The sequence below is a fragment of the Nonomuraea sp. NPDC050790 genome (assembly GCF_044456745.1).
Classification (GTDB): Bacteria; Actinomycetota; Actinomycetes; order Streptosporangiales; family Streptosporangiaceae; genus Nonomuraea.
Window position 1 is genome coordinate 94,887 of record NZ_JBITGF010000004.1, and the last position, 18,177, is coordinate 113,063.

General features: G+C 72.4%; 17 protein-coding genes. 7 read left to right on the forward strand and 10 right to left on the reverse strand.

Annotated elements, in window-relative coordinates; genetic code table 11:
* The first annotated feature begins 22 nt into the window (after positions 1 to 22).
* Entirely contained in the window at positions 23 to 703 is a 681-nt protein-coding gene (locus ACIBEJ_RS20840; protein WP_397184410.1) for a GntR family transcriptional regulator, read from the forward strand.
* 3 nt (positions 704 to 706) lie between these two features.
* On the opposite strand, the gene ACIBEJ_RS20845 is transcribed toward ACIBEJ_RS20840, so the two are convergent.
* From ACIBEJ_RS20845 to ACIBEJ_RS20870, 6 genes are read right to left on the reverse strand one after another with little or no spacing between them, the layout of a single operon-like run.
* Positions 707 to 1,456 (reverse strand): glucose 1-dehydrogenase, encoded by a 750-nt coding sequence (locus tag ACIBEJ_RS20845; RefSeq protein ID WP_397184411.1) that lies wholly within the window; start codon positions 1,454 to 1,456, stop codon positions 707 to 709.
* Positions 1,443 to 3,479, reverse strand: coding sequence for an acetate--CoA ligase family protein (locus tag ACIBEJ_RS20850; protein WP_397184412.1), 2,037 nt, complete (start codon positions 3,477 to 3,479; stop codon positions 1,443 to 1,445). Before ACIBEJ_RS20850 ends, ACIBEJ_RS20845 begins: the two co-directional genes overlap by 14 nt.
* Complete coding sequence (locus tag ACIBEJ_RS20855) at positions 3,466 to 5,016, reverse strand: class I adenylate-forming enzyme family protein (protein ID WP_397184413.1); 1,551 nt, start codon at positions 5,014 to 5,016, stop codon at positions 3,466 to 3,468. Before ACIBEJ_RS20855 ends, ACIBEJ_RS20850 begins: the two co-directional genes overlap by 14 nt.
* A 17-nt stretch (positions 5,017 to 5,033) precedes the next feature.
* The gene (locus ACIBEJ_RS20860; RefSeq protein WP_397184414.1) at positions 5,034 to 5,357 is read right to left on the reverse strand and encodes a VOC family protein; all 324 of its coding nucleotides are present in this window, start codon (positions 5,355 to 5,357) and stop codon (positions 5,034 to 5,036) included.
* Positions 5,354 to 5,569, reverse strand: coding sequence for a Zn-ribbon domain-containing OB-fold protein (locus ACIBEJ_RS20865; protein WP_397184415.1), 216 nt, complete (start codon positions 5,567 to 5,569; stop codon positions 5,354 to 5,356). The genes ACIBEJ_RS20860 and ACIBEJ_RS20865 overlap by 4 nt, the downstream gene beginning before the upstream one ends.
* Positions 5,570 to 5,595: 26 nt before the next feature.
* Complete coding sequence (locus ACIBEJ_RS20870) at positions 5,596 to 7,362, reverse strand: serine/threonine-protein kinase (RefSeq protein ID WP_397184416.1); 1,767 nt, start codon at positions 7,360 to 7,362, stop codon at positions 5,596 to 5,598.
* A 109-nt stretch (positions 7,363 to 7,471) separates the two neighbouring features.
* Between ACIBEJ_RS20870 and ACIBEJ_RS20875 the strand changes: the two genes are divergently transcribed.
* The 3 genes from ACIBEJ_RS20875 to ACIBEJ_RS20885 are packed head-to-tail and all read left to right on the forward strand — an operon-like array spanning position 7,472 to position 10,539.
* The gene (locus ACIBEJ_RS20875) at positions 7,472 to 9,058 is read left to right on the forward strand and encodes a BCCT family transporter (protein WP_397184417.1); all 1,587 of its coding nucleotides are present in this window, start codon (positions 7,472 to 7,474) and stop codon (positions 9,056 to 9,058) included.
* 47 nt (positions 9,059 to 9,105) lie between these two features.
* Positions 9,106 to 9,726 (forward strand): isochorismatase family protein, encoded by a 621-nt coding sequence (locus ACIBEJ_RS20880; protein ID WP_397184418.1) that lies wholly within the window; start codon positions 9,106 to 9,108, stop codon positions 9,724 to 9,726.
* Positions 9,727 to 9,744: 18 nt separating this feature from the next.
* Complete coding sequence (locus tag ACIBEJ_RS20885; protein WP_397184419.1) at positions 9,745 to 10,539, forward strand: SDR family NAD(P)-dependent oxidoreductase; 795 nt, start codon at positions 9,745 to 9,747, stop codon at positions 10,537 to 10,539.
* Between the two features lie 5 nt (positions 10,540 to 10,544).
* Here ACIBEJ_RS20885 and ACIBEJ_RS20890 read toward each other — a convergent pair whose 3' ends face one another.
* A complete protein-coding gene (locus ACIBEJ_RS20890) occupies positions 10,545 to 11,783 on the reverse strand; it encodes a serine hydrolase domain-containing protein (protein ID WP_397184420.1) in 1,239 nt (412 codons plus the stop codon).
* Between the two features lie 29 nt (positions 11,784 to 11,812).
* Here ACIBEJ_RS20890 and ACIBEJ_RS20895 point away from each other — a divergent pair, with 29 nt between their 5' ends.
* Positions 11,813 to 12,697, forward strand: coding sequence for a cyclase family protein (locus ACIBEJ_RS20895; protein WP_397184421.1), 885 nt, complete (start codon positions 11,813 to 11,815; stop codon positions 12,695 to 12,697).
* Here ACIBEJ_RS20895 and ACIBEJ_RS20900 read toward each other — a convergent pair.
* Positions 12,694 to 13,824, reverse strand: a complete 1,131-nt coding sequence (locus ACIBEJ_RS20900; RefSeq protein WP_397184422.1) for a cytochrome P450 — start codon at positions 13,822 to 13,824, stop codon at positions 12,694 to 12,696. The two genes, ACIBEJ_RS20895 and ACIBEJ_RS20900, sit on opposite strands and share 4 nt — an antisense overlap.
* Positions 13,825 to 13,900: 76 nt before the next feature.
* On the opposite strand from ACIBEJ_RS20900, the gene ACIBEJ_RS20905 reads away from it, so the two are divergent.
* Positions 13,901 to 14,482: a TetR/AcrR family transcriptional regulator gene (locus ACIBEJ_RS20905; protein WP_397184423.1), complete on the forward strand. Its 582-nt coding sequence runs from the start codon at positions 13,901 to 13,903 to the stop codon at positions 14,480 to 14,482.
* Positions 14,483 to 14,558: 76 nt separating this feature from the next.
* On the opposite strand, the gene ACIBEJ_RS20910 is transcribed toward ACIBEJ_RS20905, so the two are convergent.
* Both ACIBEJ_RS20910 and ACIBEJ_RS20915 read right to left on the reverse strand, forming a co-directional pair.
* Positions 14,559 to 16,052, reverse strand: coding sequence for an AMP-binding protein (locus tag ACIBEJ_RS20910; protein WP_397184424.1), 1,494 nt, complete (start codon positions 16,050 to 16,052; stop codon positions 14,559 to 14,561).
* 77 nt (positions 16,053 to 16,129) lie between these two features.
* Complete coding sequence (locus ACIBEJ_RS20915; protein WP_397184425.1) at positions 16,130 to 17,185, reverse strand: LLM class flavin-dependent oxidoreductase; 1,056 nt, start codon at positions 17,183 to 17,185, stop codon at positions 16,130 to 16,132.
* A 67-nt stretch (positions 17,186 to 17,252) separates the two neighbouring features.
* On the opposite strand from ACIBEJ_RS20915, the gene ACIBEJ_RS20920 reads away from it, so the two are divergent.
* Entirely contained in the window at positions 17,253 to 18,173 is a 921-nt protein-coding gene (locus ACIBEJ_RS20920; protein ID WP_397184426.1) for a carbon-nitrogen hydrolase family protein, read from the forward strand.
* The last annotated feature ends 4 nt before the right edge of the window (positions 18,174 to 18,177 follow it).

The following is an 18,177-nucleotide window of genomic DNA, read 5'->3' on the forward strand; positions in this document are numbered from 1 at the left end:
GGGAGGACCTTAGGGTTGCGGTATGTCCACGGCCAGGCAGACCGTCTACGCCACGCTCAAAGAGCGCATCATCGAGGGTGATCTGCACCCCGGGCAGCGTCTCATCGAGCGGGATCTGGCCGCCGAGCTGCAGGTCTCCAGGGTTCCGGTGCGGGAGGCGCTCGGGCGGCTGGAGGCGGAGCGGCTGGTGGTGCTGGTGCCGCGGCAGGGAGTGCTGGTCAGTCCGTTCACCCCGGCGGACGTGGCGGACTTCTTCGACGTGCGGGAGAGCCTGGAGGTGCTGGCCGCGCGGCTGGCCGCCCAGCGGGCCGACGGGAACGGGCTGGCGGCGCTGCGGGCCGTACTGGATCAGGCGGATGAGGCCACCCGGCGGCGGGACGCGCGGGCGATCGCGCTGGCCAACGCCGCGTTCCACACCGCGGTGGTGGCGTTGTCGGGCAACGCGCTCCTGGCCGACATGATGCGGCCGCTGGAGGCTCGGCTGAGGTGGTTGTTCCGGCTCACGCCGTACGAACCGGAGCAGCAGTGTGCCGAGCACCACGAACTGTACGAGGCCATCGCGGCCCACGATCCCGACGCCGCCGCCGACCAGGTGCTGCGGCACATCCACGCGGGCCGCGCCCGTTCGGTCGAGCTGGCCGCCACCTGGACCGCCGTCGATCCGGTGGCCGCCACCAGGACGAGACGCCGCCGTACCGAATAGAACCTAGTAGCCGGCGCCGGTCGTTAGGCCGCCGTCGACGGTGAACTCGCTGCCCGTGCAGTAGGACGCCTTGTCCGAGGCCAGGAACGCCACCAGGTGCGAGACCTCCACCGGCTTGGCGAAGCGCTTGATGACCATGGACTTCACGAAGGAGTCGGCGTCCACCTCGTTGATCATGTCCGGGTCCAGCGTCATGGGTGTCTGGATCGCCCCGGGATGGACGGAGTTGACGCGGATCTTGTACGGCGCCAGCTCACGAGCCGCCGACTTCGTCACCCCGCGGACGGCGAACTTCGAGGCCGCGTAGGCCGACAGCCCGGCCGCCCCGATGAACCCCTCGATCGAGGAGATGTTGACGATCGCCCCGCGCCCCGCCGCCCGCATCGGCTCGATGACCGTCTTGATCCCCAGCCACGTCCCCTTGAGGTTGACGCCGACCACCCGGTCGAACTCCTCGGGATCCATGTCCGCGATCCGCCGGAACTTGAGGATCCCGGCGTTGTTGACCAGCACGTCCAGCTTCCCGTACGCCTCCACGGCGGCCGCGGCGGCCCGCGCCCACTCTGCCGGCCTGGTCACGTCGTGCCGCACGTAGACCGCCCCGGTCTCCTCGGCGAGCGCCTTGCCCTCGTCGTCGAGCACGTCGCCGAAGACCACCCGCGCCCCCTCCTCCAGGAACAGGCGCACGTGCGAGGCCCCCATCCCCCGTGCGCCGCCGGTGATCAGCGCCACCTTCCCGTCAAGCAGTCCCATGACGCCCTCCTGCCGCGACGGCCACGGCCGCCGCCTCCATCGACCGGTAGACCGGGATCCCCGCCGCCGCGACGATCCCCCTGACCTGCTCCTCGACCCCGCAGGGCGCGCACTCGGCGTTCCGCACGACCAGCGTGACCCGCGCCCGCACGTCGTCCTGCGCCGCGGCCAGCGCCCGCGCGTACTCCAGCAGGGGCTCGGCGCGGCTGCCGTAGGTGAAGAAGCTCTGCGCGTTGACGTGCGCCACCACATCCCGGTACGGCTGCCGCCCCAAGATCGCCCCCACCACCTCCCGCACCAGCTCAGCCCGTCCACGCGGCCCGACCGGGATCTCCAGGGGGTTGGCCAGCGAGCTGCCCACCCCGACCCCGAGCCCGCGCAGTTCGCCGATGACGTCGTCGGCCAGCGGATCGAGCCGCAGCCCCGCCCGGTCGAGCACGTCCGCCGCGAGCACGCCGGCCCCGCCGCTCGGCCCCACCACGAGCACCCCGCCGCCGGAGCCGAGCCGGTCGGCGTGGGACTGGAAGTAGGACAGGACGCCGATGAGGTCGTCCTGGCCGGTCACGAGAGTGGCGCCGGTCTGGTCGGCGAGGGCCTGCCAGACGCGCCCGTCGCCGACCAGGCCGCCGGTGTGCGAGGCGGCCGCCCGCCGTCCCTGGGTGCTGCGCCCGCCGACGAGCATGACCACCGGCTTCGCGCAGGCGGCCACCGCCTCGAAGAGCGCGCGGCCCGCGCGCGGATCCTCCAGGTACAGCCCCACGGCCGTGGTCTCGCGATCGTCGGCTAGCCAGCGCAGCAGCTCGGCGGGGGTGACGTCGGCCGCGTTGCCCACCGTGGCCACGCGGCTGAACCGCAGCCCCCGGCCCTCGCCGACCTTGATGACCTCCCCCGCCAGCCCGCCGCTCTGGGAGATCAGCGCGAGGCCGCCGGGTTCGCCCAGCCCGCCGCCCACGAACGTCTGACGGCCGCGCGGGCTGTAGACGCCCATGCAGTTGGGCCCGAGCAGCCGCGTCCCCGCCGCGCGGGCCGCCGACAGCAGCTCCGCCTCCAGGTCGTGCGCGCCGCTCTCGCCGAATCCGCCGCTCATCACCTGCACGTACGGCACGCGCCCCGCCTGCCGTACCACGTCGGGACAGCGTGCGGCGGGCACCGCCACGAGCGCGTAGTCGACGTCGGCCGCCGCCAGCGACGGCACGGCGGGCACCCCGGCGATCTCCGCGGCCGTGGGGTGGACGGCCACGACCGGTGTCCCGGCGGCCCGGTAGAACTCCAGGAACATGTTGCCGAAGTTCGGCCGGGTGGTGGAGGCGCCGACCACCGCGACCGCCCTGGGCTCGAACAGCCGCAGGAAGTCGGGTCGCGGCCGGGCGGGCGGAAGGGGGTTGCGGGCGGGGATGTAGCGGGCGTCCACGGCCGTGACGCCGCCGGGGGTGGCGATGAGCGGGTTCAGCTCGAACTCGCCCAGGCTCAGCCGCTCCCACAGGCCCCCGGCTCCGCCCAGCGCCAGCAGCGCCTTGACCACCGCGTCCAGGTCGACGGGCGGGGCGCCGCGGTAGCCGTTCAGGAGGGGCGCTCCGCGCAGGGAGGCCAGCATGCGGCGCGCGTCGGTCTCGGTGATCGGGCACAGGCGCAGGGCGGTGTCGCGCAGCGCCTCGGTGAAGACGCCGCCGAGGCCCGTCAGCAGGACCGGGCCGAATCCGGGGTCGTGGACGAGTCCGGCGATGAGCTCGACGCCCGGCGCGGCCTGCTCCTCGACGAGGTAGGCGTCGAGATCGGCGCGGGCGGCCATGGCGGACGCGGCGGCGGGCAGGTCGGCGTGGGTGAGGCCGAGGCGCACCGCGCCGACGTCGGACTTGTGCAGCGGGCCGACGCCTTTCAGCACCAGGGGCGCGCTCAGCCCGGCGGCGGCGGAGAAGTCGCCGTCGCGCACCACGACGCCCCTCGGGACCGCGATCCCGGCCGCCGCCAGCAGGGCCTTGGCCTCCGGCTCGCTGAAGGCGGACTCGGGGTCAGGCTCCTTCACCGCGCTCCGCCTCAGCGTGCTCCACCAGGTGCCCGTAGGTCTCCCGGATCTCGCGGCGCAGCAGCTTGCCGGGCCCGCCCGAGGCGTCCTGGAAGTGCGGCAGCGCGTCGGTGACCACGATCGTGTCCGGCCGCTGGTGCGGTTCGAGCGTGTCGGCCAGGGAGAGCGCGATCTTCCCCGCGTCCAGCGAGTGGCCGGCCCTGGGCACGACCGCGAGCAGCACGCGCTGCTCGGCGGCCCCCTCGGGAACGCCGACCGCCCCGGCCTCCGCGACCCCGTCGAGCGCGGCGGCGGCCTCCTCGACGGTGGCGGGCTGGGTCCACCGGCCGGACTTCAGGATCGCGTCCTCGCGCCGCCCGAGCACCTGCAGCACGCCGTCGGGGGACAGGGAGCCGAGGTCGCCGCCCACGTACCACTCGCCGCGCAGCACCGCCGCCGTCTGGCCCGGTTCGCCGTCGTATCCGGCCATGCGATGCGGCCCGGCCAGGTTGATCTCGCCGGTCTGGCCCACGAGCCGCTCGCCGGTGGGCCCGGTGATCCGTACGGCGTTGCCGGTGCGGGCGCGGCCGGAGGCGCCGAGCGGGGTGGAGCCGTCGTCCACGCGGCCCATGCAGGTGTACGGGGCCTCGGTCTGGCCGTAGTAGGAGTAGACCCCGGCGTCCGGCAGGCGTTCCTTGATCTTCTGGAGCATGGGCGCGGTCAGCGGCTCGCCGCCCAGCATGATCACCCGCAGCGACGACAGGTCGACCCCGGCGTGGTCGTCGCCGCCGAGCAGCGCGGCGTAGAAGGAGGGGATCTGGGAGACGTGGGTGACCTTCTCCCGGGGGACGACCTTGAGGAAGTTGGCCGGGCCCCAGTCCTGTTCGAGGACGAGGCGCATGCCCGCGTACAGGGCCGGGCCGACGATCGCGGGGAAGCCGATGCCCCAGATGATCGCGCCGGTGCCGAAGACCGAGTCCTCAGCGCGCGGCACGTCGAGCCAGATCTGGGCGGTGGCCAGCGACGAGGCGTGCGTGTGGACGACCGCCTTGGGCAGGCCGGTGGTGCCCGAGGTGTAGTAGAGCGCGAGCGGGTCGTCGTGGTGGCCGCCGAGCGGGGGCTCGCTCTCGTCGTCGTGCTGGAGGTCGGCGGCCCTGATCCACGTGGTGACGGCGGGCAGGTTCGGACGGATCCGCTCGACGACCTCCTCGACCGTGGAGTCGTAGACGAAGGCGGTGCAGCCGGAGCGCTCCACCACGGCCTGGAGGGTCTCGACGGGCCAGTAGGGGTTGAGCGCGGCGGTGATCGCGCCGATCTTGGCCTGGGCGAGGTAGACCTCGGCCACCTGGAGCGTCTCGTTGAGCAGCGCCGCGACCCGCCGGCCGGGCTCGACGCCGGCGGCGAGCAGGGCGTGGGCGCGGCGGTTGACGATCCGGTTGAGCCGGTCGTAGGTGAAGCTCCGCTCGCCGCAGTAGGTGAGCGCGACCCGGTCGGGGGTGCGCAGCGCGCCGGCGGTCAGGATCGCGTGGCCGTAGTTTCCGTAGGGTGATCGCGCCATGAGGGGTGGCCTCCGGTTCAGCGGGACGTGTACAGCACGAAGACGTTGCCCGAGGGGTCGCGCAGGACCGCCCTGGTCTCGTGGGGGCCGTCCTCGGGCGGCGCCAGGACGGTGGCGCCGCGGGCCTCCAGATCCGGTACGGCCCGCCGTACGTCGTCGACCTTGTAGGACGGCGCGCAGGCGTCGGTGACGTGCTCGGCGGGGGCGGCGAGCGCCAGCGTGACCCCGCCGGCGTCGAGGGCGGCGAAGCGGTCGCCGTCGCGGAACTTCACCGGCAGCCCGTAGAAGGCGATCGCCTCGTCGAGGTCCTTGACGGGGATGAACACGTTGCCGAGCTTCACGCTGGCCTCCACTGGGGTAGGTCGTCGACAAGGGTCATCAGGACGGGCATCCCGACGCGCACGTCGCCGGGCGGACAGGCGATCACCTGGCCGAACGCGCGGGTCCCGTCCGGCAGGTCAACCCAGGCCAGCACGTACGGCTCGCGCCCCCGGAACTCGGGCACGAACGAGCGGTACACCACGGTGAACGTGCAGACGGTGGCAGGCTTCATCGCTTGCCAAGCTAGCGCACGCTTGGTTAGTCAACAAGGGTCTCCGAGGGCGGCGCGGAGGCCGGTGGAGAGCCGGACGGCGACTCGGACGACGACTCCGAGGGCGAGTCCGAGGGCGAGTCGGACGGCGGCGCCGCCGCGCCACGCGAAGGCGAGGACGAAGGCGACGAGGACGACGGCGAGGGCGACGGGCAGGACGGGCCGTCCATCGCGACCTCGCTCACCTGCGGCCCGTTGGCCGCGGCCGGCGTCGTCAGGATCACCACGCCGAAGTACGCCCGCCTGCCGCACTCCACGTCGCCGAGGTCGCGGGTGAAGCCCGAGGTGTAGGAGGTCTGGCCGCTGAGCGTCGTCGTCTCCTTGTGCACGACGCGCGAGCCCTCGCCGTCCTCGCGCCGCGTGTAGGAGACCGTGAGGCGGACCGGACCTGCTCCCGAGGCCGCGACCCGCACCGCGCCGGCCGAACCGCTCCAGCCCATGATGCTGGCCGAGCGCACCGCGGTGCCGGGCGCGCCGCGGCCGGTCGGCGTGGGGGTCGGGACGGCCGTCGGCATCGGCGGGGCCGAGGAGGCGGGCGGGGTGGGTGGCGGCGCGTCGGTCGGCACGCCGGGCGGGCTGACGCTCCGGGTGGCGGTGCGCGCGGGGCGGCCGGTCGGCGAGGTTCTCGGGGAGGCCGGGGGAGTGGAGCGGGTGGGGCCGGTCCGTTTCGCGGAGGTCGCGGGGCTCTGGGCCACGCCCTGCGGGGCCTCGTCGGGAGGCACGAGCAGCATGCCGGGCCCCGGCGGCAGCCGTCCGCCCGACACGACGAGCCCGATCAGCACGGCGGCCACCGCGCCGCCCGCCACCCACAGGTGCGGAGGCAGCCGGGGCAGGCTCACCTTGCGGCGCTCGCGCCGCACCTCGGGCGCGCCGGAGGGCGAGGCGTCCGCGTCGGGCTTGGCCAGCGGGAAGCGCAGCGCCAGCAGTGTGGCCAGCTCCGCCAGGTGGCGGCGGCCCCGCTGCTCCCAGTCGGGCCCGTAGCCGGCGACCGCGTCCTCCTCCAGCTCCGCCGCGAACTGCCTGGCCGAGGCGTAGCGCACCGCCGGGTCCTTGGCCAGCCCACGCCGCAGCAGGTCGCGCAGCGTGTCGGGGACGACCTCCACCGGCACCGGCTCCACCAGGTGCTTGTCGCGCAGGGCCGCGAGGTCGTCGGCCCTGAAGGGCGGCCTGCCCTTCACGCTCTCGAACAGCACGCAGGCCGCGGCGTACAGGTCGGCGGGGATGCCGGCCGTACCGTGGGTCCAGAGTTCGGGCGACATGTACGGCGGGCTGCCCGCCGGCACGCCGGGCTCCTCGGCGTGCACCACGACGCCGAAGTCGGCCAGCTTGCCGACGCCGTCGGCCTGGACGAGCACGTTCTCCGGCTTGACGTCCCGGTGCGCCACGCCCTTCTCGTGGGCCGCGGCCAGCCCCAGCAGGATGCCCTTGAGCAGCACGAGCGCCGCCTCCGGGCTGGTGCGGCCGTGCTCGGTCAGCAGCGCGCGCAACGAGACGCCGTCGACCACCTCCATGACCACGGCGGCCCTGGTGGCAGTCTCCACGTACTCGTAGAACGTGACCACGTTCGGATCGTCGATCTCGACGAGCCTGGGGGACTCCGCGCGGAAGCGGGCCATGAACTCGTCGTCCCTGCGCAGGGTGGCGTTCAGGTATTTGATCGCCACATAGGCGCCGGTGGCCTGGTAGGTGGCGAGGAACACACGGCCGGTGCGGCCGGCGCCGAGCTGGCGAACTTCGCGGTAACCAGGGACCAAAACGAACCCCCATAACACTGCCGTCTCCGGTTCGACGGTCTCACCCACCGTTCCGGTTGTCACGCGACGCGATATTTCGCCCTCCGTCATTGGGGTATGACGCTGCGTAATGAGAGCGCACAAGCCTGATGTCCCGCTGTTCGTGATCGCCGTGGTCCTGCTGCTCGGCGTCGTGATGTGGGGCGCCGTCTCCGCCGGGTCCCTGAACGCCGTCGGCGAGACCGCCCTGGGCTGGGTGCTGGCCAACTGTGGCTGGGTGTTCGTGGTGGCCGCCGACTTCTTCCTGCTGCTCGCCCTCGCACTGGCCGTCAGCCGCTACGGCAAGATACGGCTCGGCCGCGACGACGACACCCCGGAGTTCACCACGCTGGCCTGGATGGCGATGATGTTCGCCGCCGGGATGGGCATCGGCCTGATGTTCTACGGCGTCGCCGAGCCGCTGACCCATTACTTCAAGCCGCCGCCCGGACTCGGCGTCGAGACCGGCACCGCGGACGCCGCGCGCACGGCCATGGAGTACACGCTGTTCCACTGGACCCTGCATCCCTGGGCCATCTACGCGATCACCGGGCTCGCGCTGGCGTACTCGACGTTCCGCAAGGGGCGCGGCAACCAGTTCAGCGCCGCGTTCGAGCCGTTGTTCGGGCGGCGCAAGGGCATCGGCCGGGTCCTGGACCTGCTGGCCATCCTCGCCACGGTCTTCGGCACCGCCACCAGCCTCGGGCTCGGCGCGCTCCAGGTCGAGTACGGGCTCAACGAGCTCTTCGACTTCAGCGGCCGGCGCGCCGAGGTGATCATCATCATCGTGCTGACCCTGTGCTTCGTGATCTCGGCCGCGACCGGCGTCCACGGGGGCGTGCAGTGGCTCAGCACGGTGAACGTGTACCTGGCGCTGGCCCTGGCCCTCGTCATCTTCGTCTTCGGCCCCACGGTCGCCATCCTCGACCTGGTGCCCGCCTCCGTCGGCGGCTACCTGACCGACCTGATCGCCATGTCCACGCGGACCGGCGCGTTCATCGGCAAGGAGTGGCTCGGCACCTGGACGATCTTCTACTGGGCGTGGTGGCTGTCGTGGGCGCCGTTCGTGGGGGCGTTCATCGCGCGTATCTCGCGCGGGCGCACGATCCGCGAGTTCATCATCGGCGTCATGCTGGTGCCCAGCGCGGTCAGCGTGATCTGGTTCTGCGTGAGCGGCGGCAGCGCGCTGACGATGCAGCGCGCGGGGACGGCCGACTTCGCCCCCGCGATCGCCAAGGGCGCGGAGGCAGGGCTGTTCGCCCTGCTGAACAACCTGCCGCTGGCCGCCGTCACCACCGTCGTGGCCGTGGTGCTCATCGCCCTCTACTTCGTCAGCGGCGCCGACTCGGCCTCCCTCGTGCTCGGCTCGCTGTCGACGCGCGGGTCCCTGCATCCGCCCCGCCCGCTGGTGATCGTGTGGGGCGTGCTGATCGGGTCGATCGCGGTGGTCCTGCTCATCTCCGGCGGCCTGACCGGGCTGCAGCAGGCCACGATCATCATCGCGCTGCCCTTCGTGATCGTCATGCTGCTGATGTGCCTGGCCCTGGTGAAGGAGCTGCGGAAGGACCCGGGCGCGGGGCCGCTGCCGGTGCGCGGGCATCCCTACGGTCTGTGGGTGGCGATCAAGCGCGTGGTGGGCGACGAGGACGCCCCGTCGTCCACGCTGCCGCGGCAGTGACGTGGTGCTAGGCTGCTGGGCAAGCAAGCGCTTGGCTGGAGGACTGGGTGGGCGGTACGGCGGTGCTCGTGATGGAGATGCAGCGCGGAGTCATCGGCGATCTCACGAAATTTCCTGAACTGGTGGCCGCCTGCGACAAGCACGACGTCGTGGCCAACACCGCGGCCGTCCTGGACGCCGCACGGGCCGCCGGGATACCCGTCATCCACTGCACCGCCGCGTTCCGCGCCGACCGGGCCGGCTCGCACACCGCCAACTGTCCGTTCATCGCCGGGCTGCTGCGCGACCCCGGCCACATGCTGGAGGGCACCCCCGCCGTGGAGGTCCTCGACGGCCTGAAGGCGCCCGGCGACCTGGAGAACCGGCGCTACCACGGCTTCTCCCCGTTCACCGGCACCTCGCTGGACATGACGCTGCGCTCCCTCGGCGTCACCGCCGTCGTGGCCACCGGCGTCTCGCTCAACCTCGGCATCCCCGGCCTGGCGCTGGAGGCGGTCAACCTCGGCTACCGCGTGGACGTGGTCAGGGACGCGGTGGCGGGGGTGCCCGACGACTATGCGGCAGCCGTACTGAAGCACACACTGGGACTGCTGGCCACCCGCGTGAGCGCCGCGGACCTCGTCGCGGCGTGGGGCGGTGCTCCTGACGGCGTGGGGCGGTGCTCCTGAGCGGGAGAGGTGAGGGAGATGGAAGGACTGCGGCTGGACGGGCGGCGGGCGGTGGTGACCGGCGGGGCCGGGGCCATCGGCTCCGCGATCTGCGCCGACCTCGTGTCGCTCGGCGCGCACGTGGTCGTGGCCGACGTCCAGCAGGAGGCGGCCGACAAGGTGGCGGCGGCGCTGGCGCACACGTTCCCGTGGGTCGTGGACTCCGGCGGCACCGCCTGGTCGGAGGGGCCGGGGCGGGCCGAGGCGCGGCGGGTGGACCTGTCCGACGCGGCCTCCGTCGAGGAGTTCTGCGCGGGCGTGGGAGCGGTGGACATCCTCGTGCACAACGCCGGGGTGTCGATCGTGGAGCCGTTCGTGGACAGCGATCCCGCCACCTGGGACCTCATGTGGCTGGTCAACCTGCGCGCGCCCATGCTGCTCACCAAGCTGCTGCTGCCGGGGATGCTGGAGCGGGAGTGGGGGCGGCTGGTGTTCGTCTCCTCGGACGGCGCGCGGGCCGGCTCCGGCGGGGAGGGCGCGTACGCGGCCACCAAGGCGGGGCTGTTCGGCCTGGCCAAGACGCTGGCCAGGGAGGCGGCGCGGGGCAACGTCACCTCCAACGTGGTCTGCCCGGGGCCGACCGACACCCCGATGCTGCGCCGTATCGCGGAGGAGAAGCCCGGCCTGGTCGACAAGATCGCCAAGAGCATCCCGCTGCGCCGCCTCGGCGAACCGGCGGACGTGGCCGGGCTGGTCGCCTACCTCTGCACGGAACGGGCCGCCTACATCACCGGGCAGACGCTGTCGGTGAGCGGCGGCATCACCATGCAGTGAGCCGGTCAGAGGGAGGCGTAGACGGCCTCGGCCAGCCGGTACGCGCGCAGGCTCCCGGTCATGCTGCCGGCCAGGCGGTTCATGACGTAGGCCAGGGCCAGGCCGCGGGCCGGGTCGCCGAGGCCCAGGGAGCCGCCGAGCCCGCCGTGGCCGAACGCCTCCACCGCCTTGGGCGGGGTGAGGAAGGTCGTCGACGGGCGGGAGAACCCGAGGCCGAACGAGCTGTCCATGAGCAGCACCCGGTCCTGGCCGTCCACGCGGCGGCGCAGCGCGTCCTTCAGGCGGTCCTGGGGGAGGAGGTCGCCGGCGATCAGGGCCTGGTAGAAGCCGGCCAGGCCCCTGGCGGTGGTGACGACGCCCGCTCCCGGCCAGCCGGCGCGCAGGATGACGGGGTGGTTGGCGCCGCCTTTGAGCAGGTTCATCGCGGGGTTGCCGAGGGCGCGGTTCATGAGGCTGTCCGGGTCGAGGGCGGCCCGCGCCGCGGGGGTGTCGGCGGGCATCGCGGCAGCCTGGGCCTTTTGCGCCGCCTGGGCCTTTTGTGTTGCTTGGGCCTTTTGTGTCGCCTGGGTCTTCTGGGCGGCCTGGGCCTTCTGGATCTCCTGAGCGTTTCGCGTGGTTTGGGCGGGAGCCGTACCGGATGGGGGGCGGGTGGTGAGGCGGGCGGCGCGGTCGATCACCTCGTCGGGGGCGCCCACCCAGAGGTCCAGGGCGTGCGGCCCGGCGATCCGCGCGGACACCAGCGAGCCGATCGACGCCCCGCTCACCCGGCGCACCACCTCGCCGACCAGGAAGCCGTAGGTCAGCGCGTGGTAGCCGTGGGCGGTGCCGGGCTTCCAGAGGGGCCGCTGGCGGGCGAGGCGGGCGGCGATGGCGGGCAGGTCCTCGAAGGACTCCACCGGGACCGGGTCCTCGACCACCGGCAGCCCCGCCTGGTGCGTGAGCAGGTGCTCCACGGTCGTCTCCGGCGTGGCGAACTCCGGCCAGAAGCGGGTCACGGGCGCGCTCACGTCGTCGATCACGCTCAGGGCGACGGTGGCGGTCAGCGCCTTGGTGCAGGAGTACGCGAAGACGGGCGTGTCCGCCTCCCACACACGGCCCGTGTGGCGGTCGGCGACGCCGCCCCACAGGTCCACGACCAGCTCGCCGTCGAGGTAGACGGCGAAGGCCGCCCCGAGTTCCTCGCCGTCGGCGAACTGCCGCTCGAACACCTCGCGCACCCGCGAGAACCGGGGATCGCAGTGCATCGGACCTCCGCATGAAAGGAAGCGCTTACTTGGTTCCCGAGCCTAACAACTGGGGCCGCTTCGGCCCAGCCGACCAGCGTGGCACCCTGAACCTCCTGAACGGCCCCGCCGTCCTGAGCGCGCTGCGCGCCGCCGTCACCGGCCAGGTGGTCAGCCTGTCCACGCCGATCGGGCGCAACGGCCCCCACCTGCGCGGACGGCCGCTGCCCCAGCACTACATGTCGATCGACGGCGCCGACTTCGCCGCCGGCGCCCGGCCGGTCGGCGCGGGGCTGCGCATGGCCGACGACGCGCTGATCGTCTCCCCGCACGGCACCACCACCCACATGGACGCGCTGTGCCACATGTGGGCGGGGGACGAGCTGTACAACGGGCACCCGGCCGGCGAGGTGCGCTCCTACGGGGCCAAGAAGTGCGGGATCGACCAGGTGGGCGGGGTGGTGGCCAGGGGCGTGCTCTTCGACGTGCCACGCCACCTGGGCGTGGACCACCTGCCCGCCGCCCACCGGATCTCGGCGGCGGAGCTGGCGGCCGTCGCCGACGTCGGGCCCGGTGACGTGGCGGTGATCCGTACCGGCTGGCCGCTGGTGTGGGAGCGCTCGCCCGAGGAGTACTGGTCGGGCCAGCCCGGGCTGTCGGCCGACGCCGGGCGGTGGCTGGCCGAGCGGGACGTGGCCGTGGTGGCCGCCGACAACGCCGCCGTCGGCGGGCTGAACGCCGTCCAGCTCGCCGACGAGGGGCTGGAGGACGACCTCCACCTGATCCTTCTGCACCGCCACGGCATCCATCTGGCCGAGATGCTCTGGCTGGAGGAGCTCGCGGCGGCCGGCCGTACCGACTTCGTGTTCGTGGCGGCGCCGTTGCGGCTGCGCGGCGGCACGGCGAGCCCGCTCAACCCGCTCGCGATCCTCTAGCCCCAGGTCACGGGGAGGCTGATCGCGCCGAACACGATCGTGTCCGCGCGCAGCTCGACCTCATGAGCGGGTACGGCCAGCCGCAGGCCGGGCCGCCTGGCGAACAGCTCGCGGTAGGCCACGGCCATCTCCATCCTGGCCAGGTTGTGGCCGAGGCAGAGGTGGGCGCCGTGGCCGAAGGCCAGGTTCTCGCCTGCTTCGGCGCGCGACAGGTCGAGCCGGTCCGGATCGGCGAACACCTCCGGGTCGCGGTTGGCGGCCGGCAGGCTGAGCGTCACCGTCTCGCCGGCCCTGACCCGGACGCCGTCCAGCTCCACGTCCTCCAGCGCGGCCCTGCTGGGGGCGGCCAGGTGCAGGATCGACAGGTAGCGCAGCAGCTCCTCGACCGCCGAGCCCATCAGACCCTCGTCGGCCGCGAGCGCGGCGAGCTGGTCCGGGTGCTCCAGCAGCGCGAGCACGCCGAGCGAGATCATGTGCGCGGTCGTCTCGTGCCCGGCGGTCAGCAGCCCGAGCCCGATGTTGGCCAGCTCCTCGGGGCCGAGGCCGCTGCCGTTCGCGATCAGCTCGGCCAGCACGCCGCCCTCGGGCCCCGCCTCGACCAGCTCGCGCATGTAGGCCAGGAGCGCGGCGACGGCCGCGTGGGCGACCTCGGGGTCGCGGTCGAGGATGCGCGTGGTCTGCGTCTCGAAGAACTCGTGGTCGGCGTACGGCACGCCGAGGATCTCGCAGATCACCCGGGACGGGATCGGCAGCGCGTAGTCGCGGACCAGGTCGGCGGGGTCGTCCATGCCGTCCACGAGCTCGCGGGCGATCGCGGTGACCCGTGGCTCCAGCTTCTTGAGGTTGCGGGCGGTGAACCAGGTGTGCAGGTGGCGGCGGTAGCGGGTGTGCTCGGGGGCGTCCATGCCGGAGAACCAGCCGGGCGCGGCGGGCCGGCGGGCGCCGCTGAGCCGTACCGGGACGAACATCGGGCGCTTGAGCTCCTGGCGGGCGCTGAAGCGGGGGTCGGTGAGCACCTGGCGGACGGTGGCGTGCCGGGTGACCAGCCAGCCGGGATGGCCGTCGTGGGACGTCACCCGGGTCATGGGCAGCTCGGGGCGGTTCGTGAACGTCTCAGGGAATCTCATATTTTGACAGTAGACTCTCATTTCAAAGTTGACCACCACTTTGGATGCGGCGTCGAAAGGAGGCAGAATGGGGATCATGAGCGGGCTCCGTGAGCGCAAGAAGGCCAGGACGCGGGCCTTGATCCAGAAGGAGGCGCTACGCCTGTTCCGTGAGCAGGGGTACGCGGCCACCACCATCGAGCAGGTCGCCGAGGCCGCCGAGGTCGCGCCCAGCACGGTCTTCCGCTACTTCGCCACGAAGGAGGACCTGGTGCTGCTCGACCAGTTCCCGCCGTTCGTGGAGGTGCTGAACGCGCTGCCGCGCGACCTTCACCCGGTCGAGGCGATGCGGCTGGCCATGCGCGACATCTTCGCCGCCCAGAGCGCGGAGGAGATCAGCGAGGGGCTGGAACGCGAGAAGCTCATGCTGACCGTGCCCGAGCTGTGGGCGGCCAGCCTGGAGAACGTGTCCATGGCACTCAGGACGGTCCAGGAGGTGCTGGCGGAGCGGGCCGGGCGTCCGGCCGACGACCCGGAGATCCGCAACGTGACGGGCGCGATCGTGGGCGTGGTCATGAACGTCTGGTTCGACTGGGCCAAGGACCCCGGCATGAACGGCCCCGCCGAACTGGACCGCGCCCTCGCCCACCTGGCCACCGGCCTCCCCCTGACCCCCTAGCCCTTCCCCACGCGCCGCCGGCTTGGGCCTTGGGTCTTGGCACGTGGGGCCATGGCAAACCGACGGGAGTGGGGGGTTAGGTGCCCGGGTAGTTGCCGCCGCCGTGGGTCTGGTCGAGGGTGTCGTAGTCGGGGGTATAGCCCTTTTTCGGGATGGTCTCGGTGAAGACCACGTCCCTGGGGCGCTTGTAGGGCGCCAGTGTGGTTCTTACGTGGTCGATCAGGGCCTCGGAGGTGGGGGTTTCGCCGGGGCGTACCACCACGATGGCCTTCACCGCCTGGTGCCAGCGCTCGTCCGGTACCCCGATCACCGCCGCGTCGGCCACGGCGGGGTGGGTCTTGAGGGCGCGTTCGACCTCGGCGGGGTAGATGTTCTCGGCCCCTGACTTGATCATCCGGAGCTTGGGGCCGACGAAGGTGATGGTGCCGTCGGGTTCGCGGCGGCCGAGGTCGCCGGTGTGGTGCCAGCCATAGGCGGATTTGGCGGCATTAAGCTCCGGTCGGGCGAAATATCCGGAAAAGAGGCTCTTGCCCCGGGCGCAGATCTCGCCCACCTCACCCGGCGGCAGTTCCGTACCGTCCGGCGCCAGGATGCGGACCTGCACCAGCGGCGACGGCCGCCCCGCGAAGCCCGCCGCGCCCGGCGCCAGCCCCAGGAACGTCAGCATGCCGCCCACCTCGGTCTGCCCGTACCCGCCCATCTTGGAGCGGCACCACGGCGAGTCGTCCACGGTGGTCATCTCGTCCCACTCGGCCGAGTGCGAGATGAAGCGCAGCGACGACAGGTCGTACTTGCCGCCCGCGTTCGCGGCCACCACCGCGTCGATCATCTGCCCGAACAGGAACGCCTGCGTGACCTTCTCCGCGTCGACCAGCCGGCACAGCTCCTCGGCGTCGAAGGCGGGCATGAACACGTTCGTGCCCCCGATCTGCAGCGTGGCCAGGCAGAACATCATCGTGCCCACGTGGAAGAGCGGCCCGTTGTCCAGGAAGGTGAAGCCGGGCTCCATCTGGCGCACCACGAGCAGGGACGCGCTGTGCGCCACCAGCGCGGCGCTGCTCAGCAACGCGGCGTTGGGCCGCCCGTCGAAGGCCGCCGTGTACAGGGCCAGCACCGGCGCGGTGTCCTCGACCGGCGGGAAGTCGCGCGGTTCCGCCGAGGCCAGGAACTCCTCGTACTCCTCACCCGCCCGCACCCACGAATCCGCCGGTTCCGGCACCAGAGCGGCGGTCGTGTCGGAGTGCTCCCAGACCACGACGCTCGGCGTCAGGTCGGACAGGACGAAGCGCAGTTCGTCGGCCGACTGCCGCCAGTTGGCCGGGCAGAAGACGGCGCCGAGGCGGGAGCAGGCCAGGAGCAGTTCCAGGATGGCGTGCGAGTTCTGCCCCAGCCACAGCACCCGGTCCCCGGCCGTCACTCCGCGCCCGGCCAGGGCGCCGGCCAGCCGGGACACCCGCGCGTCCAGCCTCGGGTAGGTGAGGCGCATCTCGCCGTCCACGACCGCGGTGGTCGACGGGCGGCTGCGCGCGTGCTCGGACAGGACGTCGGAGAGGGTCAGGTTGTGGATCATCGCGCCTCCTGGTGGGGGGTGAGGCTCGCGTAGCGCCGGTGATCCGGTACGGCTGGCGAGCCGTACATCATGAAAAATCAGCGAAAGGCGGGCATGACCTCGGCGGCGAAGAACCGCATCACCTGCTTCATCTCCGCCAGCGGCAGCGGCCGGGTGCTGCCGAAGTCGCACAGCAGGTTCGAGAAACCGGCCTCGCGCAGCAGCGTGATCTGCTCGATCACCCTGGCCGGGTCGCCGATCACCTCCAGTTGCTCCCAGCGGAAGTCGTTGGAGACCTCGCCGCCCTTGAGGTAGCGGTCCTGGTAGTACTCGAAGCCCTGGGCGGCCTTGCCGGTCTTGGGGTCGATCGGCGCGCTCTTCTCGTTGAAGATGCGCGAGCGGTCGAAGGCGGCCTCGAAGCGGGCCTGGTCGGCGCGGGCCTGCTCGACCGTCGGCGCGACGTAGACGCTGCGCGCCACCACCAGGTCGGCGTCCCCGGCGTGCCCGGCCTGGCGGGCGCTCTCGCGCCAGCGCTCGGCCGCGCCGACGACCTTCCTGAACGTGGCGGCGGGGTCGGCCAGGATGGGCAGCCCGCGCTCGGCGTACATGGTCACGGTCTCGGGGGAGACGGCGGCGACGTGGATGGGCGGGTGCGGGCTCTGCAGCGGGCGCGGGGTGAGCGAGACCTCGGCGCCGGTCTTGTAGAACTTGCCCTCGTGCCGGAACTCGCCGGAGGTCCAGAGGCCGAGCACGACCTCCAGCGCCTCGTTGAAGCGGTCGCGCGCCTCGGCCAGGTCGATGCCGAACCCCTCGAACTCGAAGCTCTGGTACCCGCGCCCGATGCCCAGGTCGAGCCGGCCGCCGGAGAGCACGTCCACGAGCGCGGCCTCCTCGGCCACGTGGATCGGGTTGTGCAGCGGCAGCACGACGATGCCGGTGCCGAGCCTGATCCGCGTGGTACGGGCGGCGGCGTGGGCGAGCAGCGTGAACAGGTTGGGCACGACCCCGTAGTCGCGGAAGTGGTGCTCGGCCAGCCGTACCCCGTCGAAGCCCAGTTCCTCGGCCAGTTCGATGAGCTCCAGGTGGTAGTCGTAGACGTCCTTGAAGCTCTGGCCGTCGAACCGGTGGAAAAGGTGGAAGGTCGAGAACCTCATGCGTCAGCCCCTCACGGTGAACCAAGCGCTCGCTTGGGTAGCGTATCAGGAGCTATAGGATCACGCCATGCGAATCGCCGCCGCCCAGGCCCGCTGCCCCTGGCTCGATCCCCAGGCCGGGACCGCCAAGGTCCTCGACATCCTCAAGCAGGCCGGCGCCGGCGATATCGACCTGGTCGCCTTCCCCGAGACGTTCCTGTCCGGCTACCCGTTCTGGGTGGAGAAGACCAACGGCGCGGAGTTCGGCAACCCCGACCAGAAGCGGGCCTACGCCTACTACCTGGACGCCGCCGTCGAACTGGGCGGGCCCGAGCTGGCCACGATCACCGAGGCCGTGCGCGACCTCGGCGTCTTCACCTATCTCGGCATCACCGAGCGCGTCGGCGGCACCGTCTACTGCACGCTGGTCGCCGTCTCGCCCGAGCACGGCGTCGTCTCCGCCCATCGCAAGCTCATGCCCACCTTCGAGGAACGCCTCGTGTGGGGCATCGGCGACGGGCACGGGCTGCGCGCGCACGCGTACAAGGACATCAGGGTCAGCGGCCTCAACTGCTGGGAGAACTGGATGCCCACCGCCCGCCAGGCCCTCTACGCCCAGGGCATCGACCTGCACGTCTCCGTCTGGCCCGGGTCCGCGAACCTGACCAGGGACATCACCCGCTTCGTCGCCCGCGAGGGCCGCGTCTACTCGCTGGCCGCCGGTGCCCTGTTCTCCTACGCCGACGTCCCCGCCGACTTCCCCTTTTACGAGGCGCTCAAGGACCTCGGCCCGCGCGCCGACGGCGGCTCGGCGATCGCCGGGCCCGACGGCGAATGGCTCGTCGAGCCGGTCTCCGGCGAGGAACGCCTGGTCACCGCCGACATCGACCCCGCCGTCGTACGCGGGGAACGCCAGTCGTTCGACCCGGCGGGCCACTACAACCGGCCTGACGTCCTGCGCCTGGAGGTGAACAGGCGCCGCCTGAGCGCCGCCGACTTCTCCGAGTGACGCC

Excerpts from the sequence above, each read along its gene's own strand:
- ACIBEJ_RS20840 (WP_397184410.1), top strand. The coding sequence starts at position 23 with ATGTCCACGGCCAGGCAGACCGTCTACGCCACGCTCAAAGAGCGCATC.
- ACIBEJ_RS20845 (WP_397184411.1), bottom strand. The coding sequence starts at position 1,456 with ATGGGACTGCTTGACGGGAAGGTGGCGCTGATCACCGGCGGCGCACGG.
- ACIBEJ_RS20855 (WP_397184413.1), bottom strand. The coding sequence starts at position 5,016 with ATGGCGCGATCACCCTACGGAAACTACGGCCACGCGATCCTGACCGCC.
- ACIBEJ_RS20865 (WP_397184415.1), bottom strand. The coding sequence starts at position 5,569 with ATGAAGCCTGCCACCGTCTGCACGTTCACCGTGGTGTACCGCTCGTTC.
- ACIBEJ_RS20875 (WP_397184417.1), top strand. The coding sequence starts at position 7,472 with ATGAGAGCGCACAAGCCTGATGTCCCGCTGTTCGTGATCGCCGTGGTC.
- ACIBEJ_RS20885 (WP_397184419.1), top strand. The coding sequence starts at position 9,745 with ATGGAAGGACTGCGGCTGGACGGGCGGCGGGCGGTGGTGACCGGCGGG.
- ACIBEJ_RS20890 (WP_397184420.1), bottom strand. The coding sequence starts at position 11,783 with ATGCACTGCGATCCCCGGTTCTCGCGGGTGCGCGAGGTGTTCGAGCGG.
- ACIBEJ_RS20900 (WP_397184422.1), bottom strand. The coding sequence starts at position 13,824 with ATGAGATTCCCTGAGACGTTCACGAACCGCCCCGAGCTGCCCATGACC.
- ACIBEJ_RS20905 (WP_397184423.1), top strand. The coding sequence starts at position 13,901 with ATGAGCGGGCTCCGTGAGCGCAAGAAGGCCAGGACGCGGGCCTTGATC.
- ACIBEJ_RS20910 (WP_397184424.1), bottom strand. The coding sequence starts at position 16,052 with ATGATCCACAACCTGACCCTCTCCGACGTCCTGTCCGAGCACGCGCGC.
- ACIBEJ_RS20915 (WP_397184425.1), bottom strand. The coding sequence starts at position 17,185 with ATGAGGTTCTCGACCTTCCACCTTTTCCACCGGTTCGACGGCCAGAGC.
- ACIBEJ_RS20920 (WP_397184426.1), top strand. The coding sequence starts at position 17,253 with ATGCGAATCGCCGCCGCCCAGGCCCGCTGCCCCTGGCTCGATCCCCAG.